General features: G+C 63.8%; 20 protein-coding genes and 1 pseudogene. 11 read left to right on the top strand and 10 right to left on the bottom strand.

Going from position 1 to position 26474, the window contains the following annotated elements; all coding sequences use genetic code 11:
* Positions 1 to 14 precede the first annotated feature (14 nt).
* The 4 genes from CZ338_RS08745 to CZ338_RS08760 all read left to right on the top strand — a co-directional run bounded on the left by CZ338_RS08745 (position 15) and on the right by CZ338_RS08760 (position 5916).
* Positions 15 to 854, top strand: a complete 840-nt coding sequence (locus CZ338_RS08745) for an indole-3-glycerol phosphate synthase TrpC (RefSeq protein WP_087117848.1) — start codon at positions 15 to 17, stop codon at positions 852 to 854.
* Positions 855 to 949: 95 nt separating this feature from the next.
* The gene (gene lgt / locus CZ338_RS08750; protein ID WP_087117849.1) at positions 950 to 1936 is read left to right on the top strand and encodes a prolipoprotein diacylglyceryl transferase; all 987 of its coding nucleotides are present in this window, start codon (positions 950 to 952) and stop codon (positions 1934 to 1936) included.
* Between the two features lie 86 nt (positions 1937 to 2022).
* Positions 2023 to 3450: a pyruvate kinase gene (gene pyk, locus CZ338_RS08755; protein WP_087117850.1), complete on the top strand. Its 1428-nt coding sequence runs from the start codon at positions 2023 to 2025 to the stop codon at positions 3448 to 3450.
* A 27-nt stretch (positions 3451 to 3477) separates the two neighbouring features.
* Positions 3478 to 5916 carry an excinuclease ABC subunit UvrA gene (locus CZ338_RS08760; protein ID WP_087117851.1) on the top strand — a complete coding sequence of 813 codons (2439 nt, stop codon included), beginning with the start codon at positions 3478 to 3480 and terminating at the stop codon, positions 5914 to 5916.
* Between the two features lie 138 nt (positions 5917 to 6054).
* Here CZ338_RS08760 and CZ338_RS11410 read toward each other — a convergent pair whose 3' ends face one another.
* From CZ338_RS11410 to CZ338_RS08775, 4 genes and pseudogenes are all read right to left on the bottom strand, one after another.
* Positions 6055 to 6468 (bottom strand): IS3 family transposase, encoded by a 414-nt coding sequence (locus CZ338_RS11410; RefSeq protein WP_456236332.1) that lies wholly within the window; start codon positions 6466 to 6468, stop codon positions 6055 to 6057.
* Positions 6442 to 7911, bottom strand: a pseudogene (locus tag CZ338_RS08765) (HelD family protein); the annotation flags it as partial. The gene CZ338_RS11410 and the pseudogene CZ338_RS08765, both read right to left, overlap by 27 nt.
* A gap of 118 nt (positions 7912 to 8029) precedes the next feature.
* Positions 8030 to 9145 (bottom strand): DoxX family protein, encoded by a 1116-nt coding sequence (locus CZ338_RS08770; RefSeq protein WP_087117853.1) that lies wholly within the window; start codon positions 9143 to 9145, stop codon positions 8030 to 8032.
* Positions 9146 to 9234: 89 nt separating this feature from the next.
* A complete protein-coding gene (locus CZ338_RS08775; protein WP_087117854.1) occupies positions 9235 to 9834 on the bottom strand; it encodes an MBL fold metallo-hydrolase in 600 nt (199 codons plus the stop codon).
* Positions 9835 to 9903: 69 nt separating this feature from the next.
* Here CZ338_RS08775 and uvrA point away from each other — a divergent pair, with 69 nt between their 5' ends.
* Positions 9904 to 12759 carry an excinuclease ABC subunit UvrA gene (gene uvrA / locus CZ338_RS08780; protein WP_087118218.1) on the top strand — a complete coding sequence of 952 codons (2856 nt, stop codon included), beginning with the start codon at positions 9904 to 9906 and terminating at the stop codon, positions 12757 to 12759.
* Here the strand turns inward: uvrA and CZ338_RS08785 are convergent.
* Complete coding sequence (locus CZ338_RS08785) at positions 12722 to 14740, bottom strand: DUF2339 domain-containing protein (protein WP_087117855.1); 2019 nt, start codon at positions 14738 to 14740, stop codon at positions 12722 to 12724. The genes uvrA and CZ338_RS08785 overlap by 38 nt on opposite strands.
* 258 nt (positions 14741 to 14998) lie before the next feature.
* Between CZ338_RS08785 and infC the strand changes: the two genes are divergently transcribed.
* The 3 genes from infC to rplT are packed head-to-tail and all read left to right on the top strand — an operon-like array spanning position 14999 to position 16333.
* Positions 14999 to 15640, top strand: a complete 642-nt coding sequence (infC, locus tag CZ338_RS08790; RefSeq protein WP_235839516.1) for a translation initiation factor IF-3 — start codon at positions 14999 to 15001, stop codon at positions 15638 to 15640.
* Positions 15641 to 15695: 55 nt separating this feature from the next.
* A complete protein-coding gene (gene rpmI, locus CZ338_RS08795) occupies positions 15696 to 15890 on the top strand; it encodes a 50S ribosomal protein L35 (RefSeq protein ID WP_005290299.1) in 195 nt (64 codons plus the stop codon).
* A 59-nt stretch (positions 15891 to 15949) separates the two neighbouring features.
* Entirely contained in the window at positions 15950 to 16333 is a 384-nt protein-coding gene (gene rplT / locus CZ338_RS08800; RefSeq protein WP_087117856.1) for a 50S ribosomal protein L20, read from the top strand.
* Positions 16334 to 16489: 156 nt separating this feature from the next.
* Here the strand turns inward: rplT and CZ338_RS08805 are convergent, their stop codons facing one another.
* From CZ338_RS08805 to CZ338_RS08820, 4 genes are all read right to left on the bottom strand, one after another.
* Entirely contained in the window at positions 16490 to 17932 is a 1443-nt protein-coding gene (locus tag CZ338_RS08805) for a hypothetical protein (RefSeq protein ID WP_087117857.1), read from the bottom strand.
* Positions 17933 to 18183: 251 nt separating this feature from the next.
* Positions 18184 to 18849: a response regulator gene (locus tag CZ338_RS08810; RefSeq protein ID WP_087117858.1), complete on the bottom strand. Its 666-nt coding sequence runs from the start codon at positions 18847 to 18849 to the stop codon at positions 18184 to 18186.
* A gap of 32 nt (positions 18850 to 18881) precedes the next feature.
* Entirely contained in the window at positions 18882 to 19193 is a 312-nt protein-coding gene (locus CZ338_RS08815) for a hypothetical protein (RefSeq protein ID WP_143341293.1), read from the bottom strand.
* A gap of 141 nt (positions 19194 to 19334) precedes the next feature.
* The gene (locus CZ338_RS08820) at positions 19335 to 20483 is read right to left on the bottom strand and encodes a sensor histidine kinase (protein ID WP_087117860.1); all 1149 of its coding nucleotides are present in this window, start codon (positions 20481 to 20483) and stop codon (positions 19335 to 19337) included.
* Positions 20484 to 20534: 51 nt separating this feature from the next.
* On the opposite strand from CZ338_RS08820, the gene CZ338_RS08825 reads away from it, so the two are divergent.
* Positions 20535 to 21344: a TrmH family RNA methyltransferase gene (locus tag CZ338_RS08825; RefSeq protein ID WP_087117861.1), complete on the top strand. Its 810-nt coding sequence runs from the start codon at positions 20535 to 20537 to the stop codon at positions 21342 to 21344.
* 26 nt (positions 21345 to 21370) lie between these two features.
* On the opposite strand, the gene CZ338_RS08830 is transcribed toward CZ338_RS08825, so the two are convergent.
* Positions 21371 to 22432 carry a dioxygenase family protein gene (locus tag CZ338_RS08830; RefSeq protein ID WP_087117862.1) on the bottom strand — a complete coding sequence of 354 codons (1062 nt, stop codon included), beginning with the start codon at positions 22430 to 22432 and terminating at the stop codon, positions 21371 to 21373.
* Positions 22433 to 22664: 232 nt separating this feature from the next.
* Here CZ338_RS08830 and pheS point away from each other — a divergent pair, with 232 nt between their 5' ends.
* Both pheS and pheT read left to right on the top strand, forming a co-directional pair.
* Positions 22665 to 23753: a phenylalanine--tRNA ligase subunit alpha gene (pheS, locus tag CZ338_RS08835; RefSeq protein ID WP_087117863.1), complete on the top strand. Its 1089-nt coding sequence runs from the start codon at positions 22665 to 22667 to the stop codon at positions 23751 to 23753.
* 27 nt (positions 23754 to 23780) lie between these two features.
* Entirely contained in the window at positions 23781 to 26315 is a 2535-nt protein-coding gene (pheT, locus tag CZ338_RS08840; RefSeq protein WP_087117864.1) for a phenylalanine--tRNA ligase subunit beta, read from the top strand.
* Positions 26316 to 26474 lie beyond the last annotated feature (159 nt).

Raw genomic sequence — 26474 nt, forward strand, 5'->3', positions numbered from 1 at the left:
ATAATCTCGGTACCATGACCGCGGCGCAGGGGAAACGGCAGCTGGTCACCGACGCGACCCTCAATCCTGTAGTCGCCGGGGTGCTGGAGGATGTCGCCGCGCGTGAAGCGCTCATCCCCTTTAAGGAAATCAAGGCACGTTCGCGTTGTATGCCGGACACGAGGGATGTCCGCGCCGCTTTACTGGGACCCGGGTGCGGGGTCATCGTGGAGATCAAACGTACCTCACCCGTCTTCGGTCCGACCGGGGTGATCGATTCCATGGCGCAGCTGGCTTCCGAGATTGAGGCTGGGGGAGCCGCGCTCATTGCGTGCCAGACGGAGCGCCTGCGTTTTGACGGCTCCTTGAACGACATGGAACAGGCTCGCAATGCCACCACCTTGCCCATGGTGTGCCGCGACGTGATTGTGGATCCGTATCAGATCCACGAGGCACGCTGCTACGGCGCCGACATGGTGCCACTGCAGGTGGGGTTGCTGGAACAGGCGCGTCTGGAAAGCCTTCTCGACCGTGTGGAGTCCCTCGGCATGGTCGGCATGGCGGAGGTGCGCACGGTGGAGGAAGCGGACCGTGCTCTGCGCGCCGGGGCATCTGTCATCGGCGTGAATTCCTGGACCTTCGACACCAACGACCTCAACCGGGAGGCCTTCGGCGAGATCGAACCGGGGTTGCCTGAAAGCGTATTGCGGATCAGTCTTGGCGGTGTGCGCAATGCCCGCGATCTGATTTCCGCCGCGTCTATCGGTGCGGATGCGGTGCTCACAGGTGAAGCTGTGATGTCCAGCACCAATGTCACGGCCGCGACGCGCCGCCTCGTGGCGGCTGGGCAGCACCCGGCGTGCCCGTCGCGCTAAGGGCGTGTTCACCTCAGCGTCCCGCGGCGCATGATCACGGATGACCCCGGCGTGCTCTATCGCGCTCGTGCAATCGATCGGGCAAACTGTTCTGCGTGGTAACTGAGATTCTGGCTAATATTCCGTCGCCGCCGCAGGGCGTGTGGTACCTCGGTCCAATCCCGATCCGGGCCTACGCGCTTTGCATCATCACCGGCATTATCGTGGCTTTGACACTCACGTTGCGCCGGTACAAGGCTCGTGGCGGCGACACGGACATGGTGTGGGACGCGGCGATCGTGGCTATTCCCGCCGGCATCATCGGCGGCCGCATGTACCACGTGATCACAGACCACGACAGCTACTTTGGTCCTGGAAAAGACCCGTGGCAGGTGTTCAATTTCTCCGCTGGAGGTCTGGGCATCATGGGTGCGGTGGCCTTGGGCACGCTGGCTGTGTGGGGGTTGTTCAAGTACCGCAATGTGCCGCTGGCGCCGTTCGCTGATTCGGTTGGTCCAACGATCATTCTCGCCCAGGCAATCGGCCGGTTGGGCAACTACTTCAATCAGGAGCTGTACGGCCGTCCAACGGATGTGCCGTGGGCGCTGGACATTTTCTACAGGGTGGATGAGAACGGCAATTTCGCACCGCTGACGGGGCGCTCCACCGGTGAGATTGTCACCAGCGTGCACCCGACGTTTCTTTACGAGATGATCTGGAACGTCGCCGCGTTTGCGTTTCTGCTGTGGGCGGAGCGCCGTTTCCGGCTCGGTCACGGCCGAGTATTCGTGCTCTATATTGCCTCGTATACGCTCGGCCGCATTTTCATGGAGCTCATGCGCGACGATGCCGCGAACACGATCTTCGGCTTGAGGGTGAACCTCGTTGTGTCATCGGTGATTTTCATCGCATCCACGGTCGCTTTCTTCCTCATGCGCCGCGGCCGCGAAAATCCGGGGGAAGTCGATCCGCGAGGCATTGCCGAAAAGAGAAAACCGGAAGCAGACGGGCATGCAGCTGACGCTGACATGCAGGATGTCGACCCCGGCACCAACGCACCAGCGCGCGGCGATGTGAAAAACCCACACAAGCAAAAACGTTAGCGTTTCGGTAGCGTGGGGTGCGTATCCAATCCTTACCCGGCCAGCTGACACAACAAGCTGACCGCACAGAGTAGAAGAAGGAAGCTGTGGATAGACGCACCAAGATTGTTTGTACTCTCGGACCTGCAGTAGCCAGCAAGGACGCAATCCTCGGACTCGTGCGTGACGGCATGGATGTCGCCCGCCTGAACTTTTCGCACGGTGATTACCCGGACCACGAACAGAACTACAAGTGGGTGCGAGAAGCAACGGACGAGACCGGACACGCGGTAGGTATCCTCGCCGACCTTCAGGGGCCGAAGATCCGTCTCGGCCGCTTCGGGGGCGACGGTAAGACCTATTGGGAGACCGGTGAAACGGTCCGCATCACAGTCGACGACATCGAGGGCACACATGACCGCGTGTCCACGACGTACAAGAACCTCGCGCAAGATGCGAAGCCGGGGGACCGCCTGCTTGTCGACGACGGCAAGGTCGCCCTCGTCTGCAAAGAAGTGGACGGCAATGACGTGGTGTGCGAGGTCACCGAGGGTGGCCCCGTCTCCAACAACAAGGGCGTGTCGCTGCCGGGCATGGATATCTCCGTGCCGGCGCTCTCCGAGAAGGATAAAGCGGACCTGCGTTTCGCGCTGAACCTCGGCGTGGACTTCATCGCCCTGTCCTTCGTGCGCTCCCCGTCCGATGTGGACCTGGTCCACGAGATCATGGACGAAGAGGGCCGCCGCGTCCCCGTCATTGCGAAGCTGGAGAAGCCGGAGGCTGTCGATGCACTCGAGTCCATCGTGCTCGCGTTCGACGCTGTAATGGTCGCCCGTGGCGACTTGGGTGTGGAGATCGCGCTCGAGCAGGTGCCCCTGGTTCAAAAGCGCGTGATCCAGATTGCGCGCGAGAACGCCAAGCCGGTGATCGTGGCAACGCAGATGCTCGACTCCATGATCGACAATTCCCGCCCGACACGCGCGGAGGCCTCTGACGTGGCCAACGCTGTGCTCGACGGCACCGACGCTGTCATGCTGTCCGGCGAGACCTCGGTCGGTGTGGACCCGCACAATGTCGTGCGCACCATGGACCGCATCGTCCGCGTGGCGGAGTCGATGGGCGATGTCCCTCCGCTCAACCACATCCCGCGGACGAAGCGCGGCGTGATTTCGTACTCCGCTCGAGACATCGCTGAGCGCCTCAATTCCCGCGCGCTCGTGGCGTTCACCAGTTCCGGTGAGACTGCCCGCCGAATGGCACGCCTCCACTCCCACCTGCCTCTGCTTGTGTTCACCCCGAACCAGGAGGTGCGTTCGCAGCTGGCTCTGACGTGGGGCGCGGAGACATTCCTGTGCCAAAAGGTGGACAACACCGACGAGATGATGAGTGTTGTCGATCAGTCGCTGCTGTCGCTGGAGAAGTACAAGGAAGGCGACACGATGGTCGTCGTGGCCGGCACCCCGCCTGGGGTCGCAGGCACGACCAACATGATTCACGTGCACCAGTTGGGCGAGGACACACGCCGCCCGCAGTAACGTCCAGTTCTGGTTACCCTGGTGGGCATGTCAGAAACACCTGAGTTGACCGCCGGAATCGAAGTCAGGGATGCTCACCTGCACAACTTGAGGAATGTGGATGTCGACATTCCGCGGGGCACTCTCGTCGCCGTGACGGGTGTGTCCGGTTCCGGCAAATCCTCCCTCGCCTTCGGCACCATTCACGGCGAGGGGCAACGGCGCTACCTTGAATCGGTGGCGCCTTTTGCGCGCCGTCTGATCGGATCAGCGGTCGATCCGCAAGTCAGTGAGGTCAACGGTCTTCCGCCGACCGTAGCCCTCCAACAGTCCATGTCCGGTGGCGGGGCGCGCTCCACAGTCGGTACGGTCTCCGCGCTGTCCAACAGCATCCGATTGCTCTATTCACGCGCCGGGAACAACCCGGAGGGGCTGTATTCCGATTCGTTCTCACCGAATACTCCTGAGGGCATGTGCCCGACATGCCAGGGGACAGGTGTGGTCCACGAGCCCACCGAGCATTCAATGGTGCCGGATCCGACGCTGTCGATTGAGGACGGCGCGATTCAGGCCTGGCCGGGAGCATGGGCGGGAAAGAACTTCCACGACATCCTGGCCAATCTCGGTTACGACCTCGATTCACCGTGGCAGGACCTGCCACAGAAGGACCGGGACTGGATCCTGTTCACCGAGGAACGCCCAGTTGTGACCGTGAAGCCGCTGCGCGGTGAGACACAGATTCAGCGCAATTACAAGGGCACATGGCGGTCGGTGGCCAGCTACCTCACCAACACCCTCGCGGAGACCCAGTCCGACACGCTGCGCAAGCGCGTCCTGTCCTACATGGAGTCCCGGACTTGCGAGACATGCGACGGCCGCCGCCTCAACCCGGAAGCACTCAAAGTCACCTATGCGGGCATGCCTATCGACGAGCTCGGTGCCCTGCCCCTCGACCGCGTCCACGCCATTCTGTCTGAGCAGGAACCGGAAGAGAATTCGGCCGAAGACCTGCTGCTCAAGCAGATTCTGCCTGCGCTTCAGTCGGCGCTCGACCTCGGTCTCGCGCACTTGAGTCTGGATCGCCCCGCACCGACACTGTCTGCGGGCGAGCTGCAGCGCATCCGGCTCGCTGCCCAACTGCGCTCGGGACTTTTCGGCGTCGCATACGTGCTCGATGAGCCGTCGGCAGGCCTGCACCCGGCGGAGCGCGATGCTGTACTGGACATTTGCCGCCGCTTCATCGCCGCGGGCAATTCCGTCTTACTCGTGGAACACGACATGGAGTTGGTCGCGCAGACCGACTGGCTCGTCGACGTCGGCCCGCTCGCCGGCGAACAAGGCGGAAAGGTGGTCTACTCCGGCCCCACGAAAGACTACGACGCGGACACCCCAACCGCCCGCGCACTTAACAACCGCACGCTCACGCTTAACGACGCACCACGCGACGCCACAGGAACGCTCGCACTGAACGGAGTGAACGCCCGGTCCATCGAAGGGCTCGATGTGGAATTCGGTTTGGGCCAGTTCACTGCCGTTGCGGGCGTGTCCGGGTCCGGAAAGTCCACGTTGGTCAGCAACGTTCTCGCCGGTGTTTTGTGCGAGGCGGCATCAGCTGTCACCGATGACGAGGACGAGGACGGGGAGCAAGAGGCGGGGGACTGGTACGTCGATAAGCGTTCCGGTTTCGATGCAGTGAGCCGCGTCGTGCAGATCACCCAGAAGCCGATCGGCCGTACGCCACGCTCGACGCTTGCCACATACACCGGGCTTTTCGACGGTGTGCGAAAGCTCTTCGCCTCCACCGACGAATCCAAGAAGCGGACGTGGACGGTTTCGCGTTTCTCCTACAACGTGAAGCAGGGGCAGTGCCCGACGTGCGGCGGTGCCGGAAAGATCGAGGTGGAGCTGGTGTTCCTCCCCGGCTCTTACACCACCTGCCCGGACTGCCACGGAGCGCGCTACAACGACGAGACCCTCGAGGTGACATGGCAGGGTCGCACTATCGCGGACGTTTTGGACCTCACTGTCGACGAGGCTGCCGAAGTATTCGCCGACGAACCGAAGATCCTGCGGGCCGTGGAGACACTGCAGGCGGTCGGACTCGGATACCTGCGCCTAGGTCAGGGCGCCCCGGAGCTCTCTGGTGGTGAGGCTCAGCGCATCAAACTCGCCACAGAGTTGCAGCGGTCCCGCAATTCGCGCCGGGGCCACACGGTGTACCTCCTCGATGAGCCGACCACTGGGCTGCACCCTGCCGACATCCAGCTCCTGGTCACCGAGCTGAATAGCCTCGTTGACGCTGGCCAGACCGTCATCGTTGTCGAACACGACCTCTCGGTCATCGCGCAGGCTGACCGGGTCATCGAGATGGGGCCGGGTGCGGGTGCGGAAGGCGGGCAGATCGTCGCCGACGGCACGCCCGCTGAGCTGGCGAGCCAGGACACCGCGACGGGACATGTTCTGAAAGCACGCAGCGCGGGGAGATAAAGGTGGCAGACACCACTGCCTCCACAACGGTCTCCCAACTGCCTCCACACACAAATGCAGCTACCAAGACGCAGCTAAACGCCGAAAAGGGGATGCGGACGTTTTGTTGGAGTGTTTCCGAGGATTTTGTTCTCGTAGTTACGCGCTTAGTAGTTGTCGGTGTTGGGCGATTGTCGTGTAGCCCGCACCGAGTGTCGACTTAAACCGTTTGTGGATGTAGAAGTCGATGTAGTCGTTAATGTAATCGATCATTTCGGCCTTCGTCATCTGTTTGGTTTGGGGCCGGCCGATGAGTCGTTCTTGTTTCATCGTCCCGAAAAAGCCCTCGACCCGGGCGTTGTCCCCGCTGTTTCCTCGCCGCGACAACGACGGGATATACCGCCAAGACTGAGCGCACCGCCCGTCTGGGGTGCACTGGGGGCATGCGTTTGTGTCGTGTGCTGGGTCTGTGATCATCTCGACCCATTTCGTGCTGCGGTACAACCCGCCGCGATCGGAATGGATAATCGGCCGGGCACCGGCAGGTTTTTGTGCTTCGATAGCGCTGATCATCTCGGCGACAAGATCGTGGTTGGGTGAATCCGACATCGTCACTGCCACGGGCATCCCGTCGTAGAAGTCGATNGCGCGGAAGAGGGCGTCGCGCGTGACGTCGTCGTAGTCGTGCGCGGCGGCCGCGATCGCATCGGTGTCGCTGAGGAAATCAGCCAGAACAGTGGGGGCGTCGAGCTCGGGGAAATGCCTATCGACGATCCCCTCAACCTGCCCGTCCTCCGCCAGATCGTCGTGCAGCTGGTCGATGTCGGCCTCGGAGAGCAGGTTCTGTCCGCCAAGGGGGTCCGCGCCGATCTTCTCGGCGAGCGCCTCGGCGATGAGCTGGGTGAGGTGATCCGCGAAGATGGGGCGGGCCTCGTTATGTGGTTTGCGCGAGCGCCGTGCGCGAGTTCGGGCACCGGCAACCATGGCGGGAGTGACAGCGAGGTCAATGCCGTCGATGCTCAGTGCGATGTCCTCGTCGGGCACCGTCTGCAGGTTGCGCACGGCACGCTTGAGAATCAGCGCCATGTCTTCGGACCCCTTCACCTCGCGTGCGACCAACGATTCCGTGGCCGTCGGCGCAATTCCGGGGACGAGGTCGCCCACGGTGCTCAGCACCACGCCCGTCTCGCCGAGCTCCGGCAGGACCCTCGAAATGTAGTCGAGGAACGTGCGGTTCGGCCCGACAACGAGCACACCGGTGCGCGCGAGCTGGTCGCGCCAGGTGTACAGAAGGTAGGCGACGCGGTGCAGCGCCACAGCCGTCTTACCGGTCCCGGGGCCGCCGCCGACGACGAGGACGCCGCGCGTGGGATCCCGGATGATCTCGTCCTGCTCGCGCTGGATCGTCTCCACGATGGACTGCATGTGGCCCGTGCGCGGGGAGTTCATGGCGCGCAGCAGGGCAGCCTCGCTGCCCACGTCGCTCGCGGCCGAATCGTCGTCGGCGGCATGGTCGCCGGAGAGAACCTCGTCGTCCACAGCGGCGACAGTGCGCCCCCGCATGCGGATGTTGCGGCGGGTCTCCACACCCTCCGGGTGCGCGGTGGTGGCCAGGTAGTAGGGGCGGGCCATCGGCGCGCGCCAGTCGAGCAGGAGCGTCCGGTAGTTATCCGCTCGGTCGTCCATACCCATGCGGCCGATATAGCGGCGGTCAAGGTCGCCGCGGCCCGGCACCGGGTTCTCCGGATCTTCGTCGGCGATGTCGATCCGTCCGAATACCAGGCCCGTCTCGGCGATGTTCAGATCGTCCAGCTTGGCGTTCAGTGCGTGGTACTCCGTCTCGCGGCGCACCAGAGCGTCGGCGTCCGGATTGTCCGGGTCGACGGCCCGCTGCACCTCCTCGAGGCGCTCGCTGGCGGCTGCGACCTCCTGGTCCAGATGCGTGAACAGCGTATCCACGTGGAGCTGTTCCTCTGCGCGCTGCACATCTGCGCGGGTGTTCGACACTCCTGCCACCGGTGCGTTCTCCTTTCGCCGCGGAATATTCTGCTCGGGTTCCGAATAAACGAACGACCCCGGGGCGGGGAGTATTCCCTGCCGCGGGGCCGGACGTGAATGTCGGCGTTGAAGCGAATTACTTCAGCTTCTTCTCCGCCTTCTTCACCAGCTTGTTGGCCTTCTTCTCGGCCTTCTTAGCCTTCTTCTTCCACTTGCGCTTCTGCCACCAGGACGGGGAAGCGTCGAGCTTTTCAAACGCGTCCTGCAGGGAATCGATGGCGTCCTGAGCCTTGTCCTGTGCCTTGGAGGTAGCCTTGTTCACCTTGCGCTTGCCCTTGAACTTCTCCCACTCAGACGGGCCAAGGTCATCCAGGTTGGACTGCAGGTCGCTGACAACGCCGTTGACCTTGCGCTTTGCCTTGAACTTCTGCCACTCGGACGGGCGGATGTCCTCGATGCCGTCGGACAGGTTGTCCTGCAGGTCACCGACGAGGCCCTTCACCTTGCGCTTTGCCTTGAACTGCTCGACCTTGCCCGGCTTGAGGTCCTTGTAGGTGTCCTCGGCCCAGTCGGTGGCGTCATCGGCGAAGGAGGAAGCGCGGTCCGCTGCCTTGTCGGCGAACTTGGAGGCGGTCTTCTTCCAGTCGTCCTTGTTGTCGTCGACGTAATCGGTCACCTGCTCGGCGACTTCCTGAGCTCGCTCGGAGACGGTCTCAGCGGTGTTCTGGAACCACTCGCCGGCCTTCTTCTTGGCCTTCTCGGTCTCGGACTGGGTCGGCAGCGCCTGCTGGATATTCTTGTTGGCGCGCTTTGCGGCATCCTGTGCACGCCAAGCCAGACCCGGCTTGCCCTCGGTGTCTGCGCTAGCCAGCAGCACACCGCCGAGGAGAGCGACGTTGGTCATCGCGCCGTTGCGGCGGCGAGCCTGGTCGTCTGCGTCCTTGGCCTCCCAGAAGGCGTTGCGGCCCAGCAGGGTGCCCACGGTGGAAGCGGCGAGCAGGCCGGCGGACAGGCGCGGGGCCTTGCCCAGGGCGAAGGTGCTGCCGGCACCGATCTTCACGCCGCCGTTGATCTTGGCCACAGTCGCCGGGTCGGACGGGATGAACTGGGCGTACTGGCTCGGCAGCACGGACTTAATGGTCTTGACAACGCGCTCGGCGTCGTTCGCGTGCTCGGACGCGTTCTTGACCGTGTTAACGCCGTCTGCGATGTACACAGAGGCGAGCATCGGACGAGCAAGTTTGCGGATCATACTCACTTATTCCTTACCTCAATTAGCGGATGTTCCCCTCCCACTGTAGACATGTGTCGCCTACGAGAGGGCGGGCTGCACCGGATTTTTCACCAGCGGCGCTCCCACCACTCGTCCAGTTTCGGGCGTTCCGCACCGAGAGTGGTGGAGTCGCCGTGGCCGGGGCGGACGATGGCGGAGTCGGGGTAGGCGTCGAAGAGCCTCTTCTTCACGTCGTTGAAGAGACGCACGAAATCGCCCTCGCTGTGGGTCTTGCCCACGCCGCCGGGGAAGAGGGAGTCGCCGACGAAAAGGTTGATCTCCCCGTCGATTTCAACTGCGATGGCGGCGCCGCCCGGGGTGTGGCCGCGCAGGATGTGGACGGGGAAGTCGTGACCCGCGAAGGTCAACGTGTCCCCCTCGTTCAGCTCAACATCGGGCGCGGCAGGCAGGGCAGGAGCGTCCAGGTGGGAGGCCCAGTGCGTCGCGCCGGTCTGCTCCAGCACCTCCTCCAAAGCGCCGACGTGGTCCCAGTGGCGGTGCGTGGTCAGCACGTCGGTAATGCGTACGCCTGCGGTTTCGGCCATGGAAAGGAGGGTGGAGGGCTCGGCGGCGGCGTCGATAAGCAGGCCCTGGTCGCCGGAGCTGATCAGGTAGCAATTGTTGTCCATGCCGGACACGGACACGTGGTCGAGTTTGAGGGAATTCATAGCGCCCAAGAGTAGTTGGGTATGTGTTGGTAGGTTTGTTCGAAGGAAACGCCGTGGGAAGGGATGAACGTGGCTGAGAAACTGACGGTGCGCGGGGCACGCGAGCACAACCTCAAAGGTGTCGACGTGGAGCTGCCGCGCGACAAGATGGTGGTGTTCACCGGGCTGTCGGGCTCCGGCAAGTCCTCCCTGGCGTTCGACACGATCTTCGCCGAGGGGCAGCGGCGCTACGTCGAGTCCCTGAGCTCGTACGCCCGCATGTTCCTCGGTCAAATGGACAAGCCTGACGTCGAGTACATCGATGGGTTGAGTCCAGCCGTCTCCATTGACCAGAAGTCGACGAACCGCAACCCGCGCTCGACAGTGGGCACGATCACGGAGATCTACGACTACCTGCGTCTGCTCTACTCGCGCGCCGGCACCCCGCACTGCCCGGTCTGCGACGCGGTGATTCAGCGGCAGACGCCGCAGCAGATCGTCGACCGTGTCATGGCGCAGCCGGAGCGTACGAAGTTCCAGGTGCTCGCGCCCATTGTGCGCAAACGCAAGGGGGAGTTCGTGGACCTCTTCGCGGACCTGTCGGCGCAGGGTTACGCGCGAGTCACCGTCGACGGCGAGACGTACCAGCTTTCGGACCCGCCGAAGTTGGAGAAGCAGGTCAAGCACGACATCGACGTCGTCGTCGACCGCTTGACGGTTAAGGAGAGCCAGAAGCAGCGCCTGACGGATTCGGTGGAGACGGCGCTGAAGCTCGCCGACGGGCTCGTGGCCTTCGACTGGGTCGAGCGCGAGCAGGACGATCCGACTCGCGTGGAGGTCTTCTCCGAGAAGACCGCGTGCCCGAACGGCCACAAGCTGTCGGTCGAGGAATACGAGCCGCGCGCGTTCTCCTTCAACTCGCCGTTCGGCGCGTGCCCCGCCTGCGACGGGCTGGGCACCCGCTCGGAGATCGACGAGGACCTGGTCATTCCCGACCCCGACGCGCCTGCAGTCGACGCGTTCCAGCCATGGAACTCGTCGCCGAACAAGGGCTATTTTGAAAAGCTCGTCGTCGCGCTAGCCAAGGCAGAAGGGTTCGACGCGTATGCGCCGTTGTCGTCTTTGAGCGCGAAGCACCGCAAGGCGCTTATCGACGGCACGTCGACCAAAGTCTCCGTCCGCTACAAGAACCGCTACGGCCGGCAGCGTTCCTTCTCCTCCGCCTTCGAGGGCGTGAAAGGGTACCTGAACCGGAAGATCGAGCAGTCCGAGTCCGAGCACGCGAAGGAGCGCTACCTGGCGTACACCCGCGAGGTGGCTTGCCCTACCTGCAAGGGGACCCGACTGAAGCCGGAGATTCTCGCGGTGCGCCTGGATTCCACCACGCACGGCGAGAAGTCCATCGCTGGCCTGACGGAGATGTCCATCGAGGACGCGTCCGAGTACCTGGACAACCTGGTGCTGGGCTACCGCGAGGAGATGATCGCTGGCGCCGTGCTGCGTGAGATCCAGGCGCGTCTGCACTTCCTGCTCGACGTGGGCTTGAATTACCTGACGCTGGCGCGCTCCGCGGGGACGCTGTCCGGCGGCGAAGCCCAGCGCATCCGCCTGGCCACGCAGATCGGTTCGGGTCTGGCGGGCGTGCTGTACGTGCTCGACGAGCCATCGATCGGCCTGCACCAGCGCGATAACCAGCGCCTGATCGCCACACTGCAGAAGCTGCGCGACATCGGCAACACCCTCGTCGTAGTCGAGCACGACGAGGACACCATCCGAGCGTCCGACTGGCTTGTCGATGTCGGACCGCTCGCCGGCGAGTACGGCGGCGAGATCGTCTACCAGGGCAAGCCGGCCGGGATCGAGAAGGCCAAGGACTCGCTGACCGGCGACTACTTGTCCGGCCGGAAGGTGATCGAGGTGCCGCAGGAACGCCGCGGGGTGGACAAGCAGCGGATGCTCAAAGTGGTCGGCGCGCGCGAGAACAACCTCGACAATGTCTCAGTGAACGTGCCTCTCGGTGTGCTCACGGCTGTGACGGGCGTGTCCGGTTCCGGTAAGTCAACGCTGGTGAACCAGATTCTGGCCAAAACGCTCCAGAACCGGCTCAACGGCGCCCGCCAGGTGCCCGGCCGGGTGAAGAAGGTCGAGGGACTTGAGCACTTGGACAAGCTCGTGCAGGTGGACCAGTCGCCGATCGGACGCACGCCGCGCTCGAACCCGGCGACGTACACCGGTGTCTTCGACAAAATCCGCAACCTCTTTGCCGAGACGCAGGAGGCGAAAGTCCGCGGATACAAGGCCGGGCGCTTCTCCTTCAACGTCAAGGGCGGCCGCTGCGAGGCGTGCCGCGGCGACGGCACCATCAAGATTGAGATGAACTTCCTGCCGGATGTCTACGTCCCGTGCGAGGTGTGCGGGGGCGCGCGCTACAACCGCGAGACCCTCGAGGTGCGCTACAAGGGCAAGAACATCGCCGAGGTGCTGGACATGCCCATCAGCGAGGCCACGGAGTTCTTCGAGCCGATCACCTCGATCCACCGCTACCTGCAGACTCTGTGCGATGTCGGCCTGGGCTACGTGCGCCTCGGCCAGTCCGCCACGACGCTGTCCGGCGGCGAGGCGCAGCGTGTGAAGCTCGCTGCGGAGCTGCAGAAGCGCTCCAACGGACGCACTATCTACATTCTCGATGAGCCCACGACCGGCCTGCACTTCGAGGACATCCGCAAGCTCATGCTGGTTCTCAACGGCCTTGTGGACAAGGGCAACTCCGTCCTGGTCATCGAGCACAACCTCGACGTGATCAAGAGCGCCGACTGGATCATCGACATGGGACCCGAAGGCGGCTCCGGCGGCGGCACTGTTGTCGCGCAGGGCACCCCGGAGGAAGTGGCCAAGGTGAAGGGCTCGTTCACCGGCAAGTTCCTGAAGGACGTTCTGCCGGGCTAGTTTTCCCCGCTGTGTCGGGCTGAGCAGGGTTCACGGGGTTCCTCCTCTGGGCGCCCAGTACCGACACCGCAATGAGCAGCAGCCCGCACACGATGAACGTGATCACCCGGGGAATTCCGCTCAGCGACGCCATGTCGAACAGCACGAGCTTGCCCGTTGCCACGACAGCGATGACCAGTCCCGCTACCCGCGTGGCCCGGTCATCGACCCCGCTGACGCCGTAGCCGATCCTGGCAGGCCACCTCAGAAGCAACCACGTTGCCAGCGCCATCCAGGCGATGGACACGAGCATGTGGCCGATGAAGAACCCGACTTCCGCTCCCGGGCTGGTCACATACCGCGGGCTCGCACTCGGCGCGATCAGTCCTCCCAGTGACGCGCACACGGTCACCACCGCAACCATTCCCAGAACCATTGCCGCGCCCGCGAAGAGTCCGCGCACCGGGGAGGGCATGGGCCGCCACAGGTGGAATCGGGTGCCCGCAAAGAGGATGAGTGCCCCCAGAGCAACGCCCTGCGCGAGGTCGTACGCGGCGCCGGGTCTGATCAAGGTGCTGTCGAGGACGCTGAACAGAAGCGGCAGCATGATCGAGAACAACGCAAGTGTCCACGCTGCAAGGACGGCCACCCGGCTGGCGGGGGTGAACCGCAGCACTATCACGACTGCTGCGCTCGCCGCGATAAAGACGAGCACGGGCAGAGCCTCCGCGAATGGTTCCCTCAACGTGCGGGATTGAGCTTCGAATGCGACGGGGAGGAGAGTGAACGGAGTGACAATCAACCATCCAGTGAGGCGGTCAGAATTGCTCGTCGCCCCGCGCGAGAGGAGACCGGCTGTCAGCGCTGCGGCTGCGCTAACCGCTGGGGGAAACCACAGCAAGCCTCCTTCCAGGAGCCCGAACGAGGCGAGCACCACCACAGCGGGCGCCGCGACCGCAGCGAGAATGTCGGCGGCGCGGTCGTCCTCATGAGAGGGGAAGTAACGTTCTCCCGCGATCAACATGAAGACTCCGGCGTAGCCGACGGCGACGGCAGGCAGTAGAGCCGTGACCACCAGTACAGACATGATTCCGGCGAAAGCGAGCTGCCATGCTAGGAGAGCGCCGGCAAGAAGCCTGACCGCCAAGGTGAGGCGTGGCTTTGCCCCCGAAGAGCGCGTCGAGACGACCCACGTGCAGGTCAAAACCAAAAGAGGCGCAGCCATAGTGAGCGCACACGACATGGCGGTGTCCGGCCAAAGCACGATCTGGTACGGAAATACGGCTGCGCACATGCATACGACGAGCCACAAATTGCGGCGCCAGGATGCGACCGCAAGAAATAGTGCCCAGGCGAGTAGAAACAGCCCGACCGTCCCCAGGGTGCCGACCCATTCTTTCGTGGGGCCCGCGTAGACGAGGTCAGCGAGAAGCACCAAGAACGACGTGGCGTAGAGCGCTGTCACACCCGGCGAGGGGCCACGGCGGAGATCCACTGCACACCCCACTCCTAGCAGCAATAGTGCGAAGAGCAGGGCGCCGACCGCGCGGCCCACAGGTCCGAGCAGTCCGGTCTGAATGGCCAGCGCGACGCCGAAGCAGGCGCCGATGAAGGTGATCAGGGATCCGAGAACCGCAGCCGCCCGGATCACTTTCTGCTCAGTCGAAAGACGCGGGCCCGGTGACGCCGCGACCCAGTCTTGCATAGGCGGCGGTGGACCCGGATAGCCCGGAAGTGAAACGGGCGGTTGGGCGGAGACGGGTGGCTGTGTGGGCTGATTTGGCTGCGGAGGCGTAGCAACCGCGGCCGCAGCGGGTTGAACGGGGGTGATGACTGGCTCGGCATCGGGAGGAGCATGGCCGGCGGGATCAACGGACGGCGGGGTGAGGGAGTCGAGGGTGTGGGAGAGATCGTCGATAAGCTGCTGCGCGCGCGCAGTAGTTGCGCGGAGCTCGCCAAGTGTCTGTCTCGATTGGGCGATGAGTTGGTCGTGCCGGTTCATGGGTCCTCCTCGCGGTAACGTATTCACTTGTTAGACCGCAGCTTAAGCGCCTATGGTTCCTAAACACCGGAAAAATTGCGGGGAATTTTGTGTGATGGCACTTCGGTGCTACTCTTTACCCACTACCGCCTGGCGCGCCTAAAGCGCGCGGGTTGCAAGTGGAGTTTCTCCCACCTGATGCCGCCGGTCACCGGAAGGCTAAGGGTCAAAACAACGGTACAGATACGCACCCCTGGTGTGCGACTTACTGTGTTGAGGATGAACTCCCACGCACCACAGCCACAAATGGTTGAGGAGCGTGGGTTTTTGTCGTGGGGAGCGCTGCACGCGCAATTCGGTAGCGAACAGCACACGTCTTTCTCACCACTAGGAGTTCTCATCAGCGCTGAAGCTCGGATCAACGAACGCATCCGCGTTCCGGAAGTTCGTCTCGTCGGCCCGTCCGGCGAGCAGGTTGGAATTGTCCGTACCGATGACGCACGCAAGCTCGCGTACGAAGCCGACCTCGATCTGGTCGAGGTCGCTCCGAACGCAAAGCCGCCCGTGTGCAAGATCATGGATTACGGCAAGTACAAGTACGAGCAGGCCCAGAAGGCCCGCGAGTCCCGTAAGAACCAGCAGCAGACAGTGGTCAAGGAACAGAAGTTCCGGCCCAAGATCGATGAGCACGACTACCAGACGAAGAAGAGCAACGTCGAGCGCTTCTTGGAGAAGGGCAACAAGGTCAAGGTGACCATCATGTTCCGCGGCCGCGAGCAGTCGCGTCCGGAGCTGGGGTACCGCCTGCTGGAGCGCCTCGCCGAGGACATCCAGGAGGTCGGCCAGGTCGAGTCCCGTCCGAAGCAGGACGGCCGCAACATGACCATGGTTCTCGGGCCTGTTCGCAAGGGTAAGAAGTAGAGTTCCGCAGGCTGCACAGCCCGCGAAACGATAGAACGCTAAAGGATTTGCCACTATGAAGCAGAAGACCCACAAGGGCACCGCCAAGCGCATCAAGGTCACCGGCTCCGGCAAGCTGCGCCGCGAGCAGGCTGGTAAGCGCCACCTGAACGAGAAGCTGTCGGCTAAGCGCCGCCGCAAGCTCTCCGGCACCACCGACGTGGCTAAGGGCGACGTCAAGCGCACGAAGCGCCTCCTCGGCAAGGCTTAATAGAGCACCTGCCTCCAGAAATAACCGACTACATCTTGAACAAGTAAGGAAGTATCACTGTGGCACGTGTCAAGCGCTCAGTTAACGCCAAGAAGAAGCGTCGCGCCATCCTCAAGTCCGCGAAGGGCTACCGCGGCCAGCGCTCCCGTCTGTACCGCAAGGCTAAGGAGCAGTGGCTGCACTCTCAGACCTACGCGTACCGCGACCGCCGCGCCCGCAAGTCTGAGTTCCGCAAGCTGTGGATCCAGCGCATCAACGCCGCTGCACGCATGAACGACATCACCTACAACCGCCTCATCCACGGCCTGAAGCTGGCTGAGGTCGAGGTTGACCGCAAGATCCTCGCGGACCTGGCTGTCAACGACTTCGCTGCCTTCTCCGCCATCTGCGAGGTTGCCAAGAACGCTCTGCCGGAGGACGTCAACGCTCCCAAGGCTGCCTAAGAGCTTCTCGCTTATCGACGCCCCGTTGCCCCGGTTCCACTCCCGGGACAGCGGGGCGTTGTGTCGTATCTAGGGTGTGGCGGCTGTGGGCGTGAGGCGGCAACGCGAAGACCCGCCCTGGTGAGGGGCGGGTCGCGTGTTTAGGGTGTGCTCGGTTTAGAACAGACCGTTGTGCGGTTTGCCGAAGTCGTTGACGGTGGCAGTGCGCGAATCGACGTTCTGGTCGTTGGCGGTGGAGGTGTCGCCGGCGAGACGGCCGGTCTGGGTGACCGTCATGTAGTTGGTCAGGCGGCCTTCCTTTGTGTCGCCGTCGCCGAAGGAGAATGCGCCGAGCAGGACATCATCGCCCGCGTTGACCGGGTTGGACAACGTCACCTCGAAGGTGCGCACGCCCTTGTCGTGGTTGTAGCCCAGGTCGCGGACGTGCGCGCCGTTGTACTTGGTGGTGGTGATGAGGCGGTCCACGCCCTTGGGGCCGTCTTCGGTGCGGATCTCCACACGGAAGGTCACTGCCGGGAACTCGCCCCAGTAGCGGTCGGTGCCGGTGTTTTTCACGCGCAGCGCAACGGAGCCCGCGAAGCCCTTGGCCTTGGCGGACGAGGTGGTGAAGTAGGGCTGGAGGTCGAGCTTTGGTGCATCAGCCGCCGGTGTGACTTCCTTGGTCTCCGTCTCGGCCACGGCTTCGACCTTGTCCTTGCCCTTATCGCCTTTGTCGCCCTTGTTATCCGTGTCCTGGGGCTTCGGGGCGGTGAGGTCGATCTCCTTGTTCGTCACAGTGGCGGCGTCGGTGTCTGCGACCTTGGTGACGTCGGCAAGCGACTCGCCCTCGTTCATGGCCGCGACGTCCTCGTTGTACGCCGGGTTCGGGTTATCCACGGGCGTGGTCACTTGCGCGCCCTTGTTCGGAGCCCAGGAGCCTGCGGGCGTGGCGTAGTTCTTTACACGCACCTCGTTCTTGACCGGCATGTTGGCCACCCACGCGGTGGGGGTCGCCCAGGTGCCGTTCGGCTTGCAACGCTGCTGGGTGCCGGTCATGGTGATGGTGCGGAAACCGTAGGATGCCTCGCCGGTGTTGCCGGCCGGGACCTGGTACGGGCCGATCTTCTGGCCGACAGTCCAGCTGAGCGTTCCGGAGACCTCCCAGCCGAGGGATTTGGCGATGGAGTAGCCGATGTTGCCCTGCATTCCGTCCTTGGAACCGGAGCCGCCCAGGTTGAGAGTCTCGGTCTTGGAGCCGTTGATCTTGGCGGAAATGGACTGGGTGCGGGACAGGTCCTGCTGGAGCGGGATCTCCTTGTCCGACAGGTTGGTGGTGGAGATCGTGCCCACGGGGAGGAAGTTGTCGGTCACCTTGTACACGACGGTGCGGTAGTCCTCGGTGGAGTTGCACACCGGGCGTGGGTTGAGCACGTTGGCCTTCAGGTGATCGCTGCCGCGGTAGGTGTGGATGATCGGCAGAGCGCTGTTGGTCGCTGGGGTCTCCGGTGCTGATTCCTCGAGGGTCTGCGCGTTAGCGGCCGAGGTAGCTGCGGAAACGGTGAGAAGCGCTGCGAGTGCGGCTGCCGCGGCGCGGCGGCCGGATCGGTGGTGGCGGGTCATGACAGGTCGTTCCTTTCTGGAAGCTCGGGTGCAGCGTGCGCCGGGGCTTCTCCCCGGCGGCATGATTTGGGGGACGCTGATGAGCATCAACCTAAGAGCCGCACAGGCGGTGAACAAGGAAAAACCAGGTTCTCGAGCCGTAAGTTCGCAGGTCAGAGACTTTCGTCTATGGCCTAGGAAGCGCGTCCAGCGGAAAGGAACGAAAGTAGAAAGGGCGGGGGATGACCCCGCCCTCGTGCCCGCGAGGGGCGCTATTTTCCGTTGAGGACCGTCACCACGAGGTCAAGGCGGGAGGACACTCCATAGAGCGCCAACAGGTGCGAGACGTGCTTTTTCACCGTCGACTCCGAGTAGTTCAACCGCCGCGCGATGTCGGCGTTGCTCAAGCCTTCGCAGAGGAGATCCAAGACATCGATCTCCCCGTCGGTGATTCCTTCGGGGTACGTGCGCGCGGGCGAGACCACCGCCGGTTGCTCGGTCGGGGAGAGGTAGCGCACGAGATTCGTCATCGCGGCGGGGGAGACCACCGTCCCGCCGGTGACGGCCTGTCGCACGGACAGAATGATTTCTTCCGGCGGCTGGCTCTTCAGAATGTATCCCCGGCCGCCCTGGGCGAGGATGTCCAGCATCTTCTTGTCGTTTTCCAGCGATGTGATGGCCAGAAACGCCGGGGTGTCCGACCGCTCGTTGAGGTGGCCTAACAGCGTGGCACCGTCCATGCCCGGCATGTATACATCCGACAGGACGAGATCCACGGCCGCAGGCTCAATGCGTTCGAGGGCTTCAAAGCCGCTCGACGCGGTGCCGACGACCTCAATGTCGCCGGCGGAGGTGAGGTAGCGGTTGAGCACATCGCGCACGAGCGGATCGTCGTCGACGAGAAAGACACGGATGCGCTGAGAATTGCCGCTGCTCATGAGTTCCTATCTAGTCGGCTTATGGACGGGGCCTACTTCTTGCACCACAGTTTGCCGAAGGAGCCGCCGCACTTGAACATGTTCCCCATGGCGCTCCGGTAAAAGGAAATGGTCGGGGTCTCATCCGCTTCGTTGGCGGCGTCCAGATCCGTCGAGACGGCGCTTTCGTGTGTTCGCGAGGAATAAGAGGAAGACGTCGTTGCGGCATCGGCCGCCGGGGCGGCAGTGATCGCGGCGGCTGCGAGAAGGGCGGCGGTGACTGTGGAGAGCTTCTTCACGGTGGGGGTGATCCTTTCGGGTAATGACAGGGCAGTGGTCAGGCCAGGGGACAGGTGGCCGTACATGCAATCCGCCCTAGATTATCGGCTGGTGGTCAAGGGAGAACAAGCATTTCGGGGTATTGCGGGAAAGTCGGTACAAAAGTCTCCGGCCGCGAACTGGGAAAAGATACTTTCGTTCCGCGGGTGTGGGAGTGGGCTCGGGCTTCAGCTGTGCGCGCGTGACGGGAAAGCGAGTTCGCACCGCCAGGTGGTTCCGTCGGAGGTGAAGCTGAGGGCACCGCCGTCGCTCTCGACGAGTTCCGCCGCGTCTTTGAGGCCGATCTCGGTGGTCATGTGCACTCCTGGTTCGCCTCCGGCAATGGTGTTCTGTATGGCCACGGTGAGAGTGTCGTCTTCGTTGACCACAGCGACGATGACGGGCTTGCTGCGGTCGGCGTATTTGAGGATGTTCGTTTTCAATTCCCGGAACACGGTGTATCCGTGTGCGAGCTGGATGCAGCTGAGTGTTTCTTCGTTGACTCCAGAGTCGACGACGGTGAAACCGTGGCTGCGCAGTTTTCCCGTGATCGTGGTGAGGTTCTCGTAGAGCGTGTAGGGCTCCCGCATAGCGGAGCTCTCGAAGGCGGACTCGCTGTCTGTCCGCATGTAGTGGATGAGTTCCCGGACTTCGCGCATCGCCCGGCGGGCGTCCTCTGCAATAAGGAGGGATTCTTCACGCGACGAGTCCTCTGCTTTCATGGCCATCGACTCGCTGCGCAGCACCACTGATGTCAGGGAGGCTGCAACGGAACCGTGCAGGGCCTTGACCGTTCTCTCCCGTTCGTCCTCCAGCCGCCTCGTGAACTGCGTTGATTCTTGGCGGCGTTTGATCAGAGTTTCGCGCAGAACAAGAGCGCCCGCCCAGCCTGCGAGGAGGAGCGCGCCGAGGATGGCAGCGGTTTCACCGTCGTCAGGGAAGAAGTCTTTGGACGTGACACTGGTTAGAGCCAAGTACCAGAGGGCCACCGCGCACACAGCGCTGACCGCGGGCGCCGACCTCAACGCGACGAGGACGACAGTGGTGAGCACCCCGAAGACCATGATGGGGCTCTGCAATTCCGGGTAGGTGGCGCTGAGTTGGAGCAAGACGCCCATTGTGGCCGCGGCGGGAACCGGGCACAGGAGCGCGCTGAGTGCGCCAAGCACGACAACCAAATGGAATGCGAACGCCAGTCCGTCACCGTGGCCAGCCCCGAGCAGCAGAACAACGACAAGAGCGACAGCGCACACGACGATGGAAGTTCCCGCGAGGAACCACCGGCGGGGTGCCGGCGCTTCGGGGAATCCCTCGATCCACTGCCGCAACGTTGCCACACGGATAGCGTAATAGCGTGCCGGGGGATCCTGCTTATACGCTGGGTGAGCATGAGCCTTGATTTCTCGCAGCCTTTCACCGAACGCACTCCGCGCGTGGTCAACGCGGGGAAGTTGAACCGTGCGGCGGGGCGTCGTAAAGCCAAAGCTTTTCTTGCGGAGGGGGAGAATTCCGTTGAGGCGGCGGTGGCCACGGGCGCGGCGACGGACCTGTTCGTGACGGAAGCGGCCGCGGACCGGTTCGCGGACATCGTGACGGCGGCGGGGTACATGGACGTGTTCACGCACGCGATCACGGACAAGGCCGCGCAAACGCTGACCGACACGGTGAAGACGACCGGGATTTTCGCCGTGTGCAAGCCGGTGACGTGGACGCTCGGCGCGATTCTCAAGGGCCGCCCGAAGCTCGTCGCCGTGTGCGTGGAGACGAACGACCCGGGCAACGCCGGCACCATCATCCGGCTCGTTGACGCTCTCGGCGCCGACGCCGTCGTCTTCGCCGGCGACACCGTCGACCCGGAATCCCCGAAGGTCGTGCGCTCGTCTGCGGGCTCGCTCTTCCACGTGCCCGTCGCCCGCGAACGCGACATCAAGGGAGTCCTCGGCCAACTCAGAGCAGCAGGCTTATCGACGTTCGCCACCACCATGCACGGCGTCATCGACCTGACCGCCCCCGGCGATGTGTTGGACCAACCGACCGCGTGGCTGTTCGGCAACGAAGCCCACGGCCTGCCTGAGGAGGTCCTCGGCGCCGCCGACCACACCGTCTCCATCCCCATCCAAGGATCCGCCGAGTCCCTGAACCTGTCCACAGCCGCGTCGATCTGCTTGTGGGAGTCGGCGAAGGCGCTGGGCAGTTAGAACATATCGGCGGGAGAGTTAGGCGATTACCCCTGCGAGAACGGCGGTGGACCGGAGGGGCGCTCCCCATTCGGCGGCTCCGGCATTCCTTGCAGGGGTTGGCCTCCAGGGCCGCCGGGCCCGGCACTTTCTCCCGGGCCACCACCGCTATTGGGAGCGGCGTTGCCGCCGGAGTTCGGAGTCGTGGTGTCGATAGCTACGTTCAGTTCCATGTCGTAACCGCCCTCGACGCTGCCGGTGAAACTCGGTAACTGCTCGTCCCAGCCATCGTGGAAGACGTTGTCGGAGTCCAAAGAAATGCGCGAGTACGGTGTTCGCGACTGTTCATAGTTGTCCGTTTCGTAAACGGGGTCGCACACCTCCGCCGGGATGGCAATCTGGGACGTGAGGATGGCGTTCGATGCAACAGAGATGTCGTCCACAGAAGGGAAGACCTCGAAGTGAATGTGGGGATACCGCCCTTCGTAACACCCCGGCACGATCGTGGTGAACTCGACAGAACCGTCTTCACCAGTGACCTGCACACCGCGTAGATAGGTCTCGTCCTCGAGGCCGGATGAGTACATCGAATATCCGCCCGCTGAGTCGCAGTGCCAGATGTACACCGCTGCACCTGCCATCGGCGCGTTACTGTTGACCATGTCTATGATGTTCATCTTCAACGTCATCGACACACCGCTCGCCGTGGCGCCTCCACCGATCGAACCGCGGATGTCCCGCCGCTCGACACCGACTTTCTCGAGCACGTCCGGTCCGTTCGACCCGTCGCCAGGGTACGGGCCCGCAGTTTCCGTTTTGGTTTCAGTGAGGTCGGCAGCGGAAGTGCTGCCGGTAGTCGACGGAGCGCCACTTGTTGCGGTCGAACTTGAGCCGCGCCCATCACTTTGGCCGCCAGGCGCGCACGCAGCCAAGGCAGCGGAACCCGCCCCGATTCCCAGAAACCCCAGCAGCTTGCGCCGGGAGAGTCGGCTTTCAATGGTCTTCATGTCAAAGGCCAGACCCTGGTCTTCGACGTCTTCGTCCTGCCTGTCGAGGACTCGACCCTCGAATGTTTTCAAGCGCGGCTGCGGAAACAGCTCGTTGGACATTGTTCAGTTTTCCTTTCCAGATAGACCCGCCCCGTGGAGATGTCTCTGGATCCTCGGCGCGTGGCCGTTGAGGAATAGTAAGAACTGGAACTGGGGTGCAGCTCTCGTTGAGCTGTCAACAAAATCCGGATGTGTCGTGCATTGGCTCGGGAGATGCGGCGATTTACATTTGGCAGCCTCCGCGCACCGGTGTCGAGGGGCACGGGTAAGCTAGTCACCGTTTTGGAATCGAATGTCTCGAAAGGCGCGGGTGAACGGCAGCGTGGCTGATCAGAGCACTCCCACACAGGAAATCGAACTGACCGAAGAGAACCTGAACGCGGCGGCGGACGCCGCGATCGCGGCCTTTGAGGCGGCGCCGGACTTGGCGTCGTTGGAGGAAGCGAAGCGGGCGCATCTAGGCGAGCAGTCGCCGATCATGCAGGCCCGGAAATCGCTCGGTTCGATTCCGAAGGACCAGCGCAAGGATGCCGGCCGGTTCGTGAACATGGCCCGCGGCCGTGCGGAGAAGCGCTACAGCGAGCTGCACGCCGAGCGTGAGGCGGAGCACCGCGAGCAGCAGCTGCGCGAGGAAAAGGTCGACGTGACGCTGCCGACGTCGCGGGCACAGGCGGGCGCGATGCACCCGATCACGACGCTGAGCGAGCAGATCGCCGATATCTTCGTGGGCATGGGCTGGGAGGTCGCCGAAGGCCCGGAGGTTGAAGCGGAGTACTTCAACTTCGATGCGCTGAACTTCATCCCGGACCACCCGGCACGTACCCTGCAGGACACGTTCTACGTCGGCGAGGAGGGCTCCCGCCAGGTCATGCGCACGCACACCTCCCCGGTGCAGGTGCGCACGATGTTGGAGCGCGACCTGCCCATCTACATCGCCTGCCCGGGCCGTGTGTTCCGCACCGACGAGCTCGACGCCACGCACACCCCAGTCTTCCACCAGGTGGAGGGTCTCGCGGTGGACAAGGGGCTGACCATGGCCCACCTGCGCGGCACCCTCGACCATCTGGCAAAGGTGCTGTTCGGCCCGGAGACTAAGACGCGCATCCGCACCAACTACTTCCCGTTCACCGAGCCGTCCGCTGAGGTGGACGTGTGGTTCCCGAACAAGAAGGGCGGCGCCGGTTGGATCGAGTGGGGCGGCTGCGGCATGGTCAACCCGAACGTGCTCCGCGCGGTGGGCATCGACCCGGAGGAGTACTCCGGCTTCGCGTTCGGCATGGGCATTGAGCGCACGCTGCAGTTCCGCAACGGTCTGACGGACATGCGCGACATGGTGGAAGGCGACGTGCGCTTCACGTTGCCATTCGGTGTTCAGGCGTAACAGGGAAGAGAAGTAGGAGAGAAGATAATGCTGATTTCCCAGAAATGGTTGACGTCCCTGTTGAACAGCGCCGGTAACCCCGGCTGGTCGGTGAGCCCGGAGGAGCTTGACGCAGGCTTCGTGCGCGTCGGGTTCGAGACCGAGGGCTACGAGCCGCTGCCCGAAACGACGGGTCCGCTGGTGGTGGGCCGTGTCGAGGAGATTGAGGAGCTCACCGACTTCAAGAAGCCGATCCGCTACTGCCAGGTCAACGTCGGCGACGCGAACGGCACGGGCGAGCTGCAGGGCATCATCTGCGGCGCCCGCAATTTCAAGCTGAACGATCTCGTCGTCGTGTCCCTGCCGGGCGCAGTCCTGCCGGGCGGATTCGAGATCGCCGCGCGCAAGACCTACGACCACATCTCCAACGGCATGATGGCCTCCGAAGCGGAGCTAGGCTTCACCTCCAAGAGTGACGGCATCATCATTCTGCCGGAGGGCGCGGGCGAGCCGGGCCAGGATGCGCGCGAGGTCCTCGGCGGCTTCGACGACACCATTTTCGAGGTCAACGTCACCCCGGACCGCGGTTACGCTCTTTCGGCCCGCGGCCTGGGCAGGGAAGTGGCTTCGGCTTTCGGGTTGGAGTACAAGGATGTGGCAGAGGAGCCGCAAATAAGCGGCGTCGATCTCTCTGTCGTGCCGGAACCGACGGGAGACGCTCTGCCCATGACCGTCGAGGAATCGACGAAGGCCGTGCGCTTCGGCCTGCGCAAGGTCGAGGGGATCGATCCCTCCGCGCAGGCTCCGTTCTGGATGAAGCGCGCGCTGATGCTCGCTGGGGTGCGCTCAATCAACGCGGCGACGGACGTGACCAACTACATCATGCTGCTGCTCGGCCAGCCGATGCACGCCTTCGACGCGAACAAGATCGCTGGCGGGCTGCGCGTGCACAACGCCGAAGGCGGCGAGGTATTCGAGACCCTCGACCATGTGAAGCGCACGCTGACCCCGGGCGACGTGGTCATTTCCGATGACAACGGTATCCAGTCCCTCGCCGCGATCATGGGCGGCACGACCTCCGAGATCGCCGACGACACCACCGACGTCTACTTCGAAGCCGCATCGTGGGACCCGCTCACCGTTGCGCGCTCCGCACGGCACCACAAACTGAGCTCCGAGGCTTCTCGACGTTTCGAGCGCGGCGTCGACCCCGCCATCATCGAGGTGGCTCTTGACATGGCGTGCGCACTGCTCGTGTCCATTGCCGGTGGCACTGTCGTGGACAAGCGCACATTGATCGGTGATGCGCCGGAGCGCGAGGCGATCCGTTTGCGCGCGTCCCGTCCGTCGGAGCTGATCGGTGTCGACTACTCGGTCGAGACCGTGGTGAAGCGCCTCGAAGAGGTCGGCTGCGTGGTCGAGCAGGCCGAGGAGGACGGCGAGACCGTCTTGTCCGTCACCCCGCCGACGTGGCGCACCGACCTGAACGAGCCGGTGGAGCTCATCGAGGAGATCGTCCGTCTCGAGGGGCTCGACGATATTCCGCTCGAGCTGCCCACCCCGCGCGGCGGCCGCGGACTATCGCCGCTGCAGCGCCGTCGCCGTGCCGTGACGCACGCGCTGGCGTACTCCGGTTACGCGGAAGTCATCCCGACCCCGTTCATGTCTAACACCGTCCTGGACACGTGGGGGCTCGACGCCGACGACGCCCGCCGCCGTGTGGTCAAGGTGCAGAACCCGCTCGACAATGACTACGCCGTCCTGGCAACGACCCTGCTTCCTGCAATGCTCGAAGCCGTCGGCCGAAATGTCGCGCGCGGCCGGAACGACCTCGCGCTGTTCTCTGTCGCGCAGGTGTCATTCAAGACCGCTGACTCCTCGCCGATGCCGAGCGTGGCCGCACGCCCCGAGGATTCTGTCATCGAGGAGCTCATTGCATCGCTGCCGGAGCAGCACCTGCACGCGGCGACCGTGGCTATCGGCAACACCGAGCTGGCCGGGCCGTGGGGTGAGGGCCGCGCGTACAGCTGGGCCGACGCCATCGAGTCCGCGCAGATCGTGGCCAAGTCCGCCGGCGTGGAGCTCCAGGTCGCATCTGCCGAAGAACTATCGTGGCACCCGGGCCGTTGCGCCGAGCTGTCCGTCGATGTCGAGGGCGTGTCCCATGTGGTGGGTTACGCCGGCGAGCTGCACCCGCAGGTGCTCGAAGCTCTCGGTCTGCCGGCGCGCACGTGCGCGATGGAGCTCGACCTGACTGCCCTTCCGCTGGGCACCGCGCTCCCGGCGCCGGTGCTGTCGTCCTTCCCGGCGCTGCACCAGGATGTCGCGCTCGTGGTGGACGAGGACGTTCCGGCCGAGTCTGTGCGCCGCACGCTCGAGGAGTCCGCAGGCGAGCTCATCGAAGAGGTCACGCTTTTCGACGTCTACCGTTCCGATTCCCTCGGCGACGGCAAGAAATCGCTCGCCTTCGGTCTGGTGTTCCGTGCCCCGGACCGCACCTTGACGGAGGACGAGGCGTCTGAGGGTCGCCTGGCCGCCGCCGAGGCCGCAAAGGCCAAGTTCGGGGCCCAGATGCGCGCATAGTCGCGGCGGCACAGCCGCCTTGGTGTGTGCCCTGGTGTGTTTGCCCTGGGTCAAGTGCTCTTGGCGCGCCCCGCTGCCGGATGCGCCCGGCGCTATGCACCTCTGGGGCCAAAACGCCTGGCGCTACGCACCCTGGGGCCAAATGCAGCTACCTACTTG

Source organism: Corynebacterium urinipleomorphum, assembly GCF_900155535.1.
GTDB classification, from domain to species: Bacteria; Actinomycetota; Actinomycetes; order Mycobacteriales; family Mycobacteriaceae; genus Corynebacterium; species Corynebacterium urinipleomorphum.

Coding starts and splice junctions, on each gene's coding strand:
- CZ338_RS08745 (WP_087117848.1), top strand. CDS start 15: ATGACCGCGGCGCAGGGGAAACGGCAGCTGGTCACCGACGCGACCCTC.
- CZ338_RS08760 (WP_087117851.1), top strand. CDS start 3,478: ATGTCAGAAACACCTGAGTTGACCGCCGGAATCGAAGTCAGGGATGCT.
- CZ338_RS11410 (WP_456236332.1), bottom strand. CDS start 6,468: ATGATCAGCGCTATCGAAGCACAAAAACCTGCCGGTGCCCGGCCGATT.
- CZ338_RS08770 (WP_087117853.1), bottom strand. CDS start 9,145: ATGATCCGCAAACTTGCTCGTCCGATGCTCGCCTCTGTGTACATCGCA.
- CZ338_RS08775 (WP_087117854.1), bottom strand. CDS start 9,834: ATGAATTCCCTCAAACTCGACCACGTGTCCGTGTCCGGCATGGACAAC.
- CZ338_RS08785 (WP_087117855.1), bottom strand. CDS start 14,740: ATGAACCGGCACGACCAACTCATCGCCCAATCGAGACAGACACTTGGC.
- infC (WP_235839516.1), top strand. CDS start 14,999: ATGAACTCCCACGCACCACAGCCACAAATGGTTGAGGAGCGTGGGTTT.
- rpmI (WP_005290299.1), top strand. CDS start 15,696: ATGAAGCAGAAGACCCACAAGGGCACCGCCAAGCGCATCAAGGTCACC.
- CZ338_RS08805 (WP_087117857.1), bottom strand. CDS start 17,932: ATGACCCGCCACCACCGATCCGGCCGCCGCGCCGCGGCAGCCGCACTC.
- CZ338_RS08810 (WP_087117858.1), bottom strand. CDS start 18,849: ATGAGCAGCGGCAATTCTCAGCGCATCCGTGTCTTTCTCGTCGACGAC.
- CZ338_RS08815 (WP_143341293.1), bottom strand. CDS start 19,193: ATGTACGGCCACCTGTCCCCTGGCCTGACCACTGCCCTGTCATTACCC.
- CZ338_RS08825 (WP_087117861.1), top strand. CDS start 20,535: ATGAGCCTTGATTTCTCGCAGCCTTTCACCGAACGCACTCCGCGCGTG.
- CZ338_RS08830 (WP_087117862.1), bottom strand. CDS start 22,432: ATGTCCAACGAGCTGTTTCCGCAGCCGCGCTTGAAAACATTCGAGGGT.
- pheS (WP_087117863.1), top strand. CDS start 22,665: ATGTCTCGAAAGGCGCGGGTGAACGGCAGCGTGGCTGATCAGAGCACT.
- pheT (WP_087117864.1), top strand. CDS start 23,781: ATGCTGATTTCCCAGAAATGGTTGACGTCCCTGTTGAACAGCGCCGGT.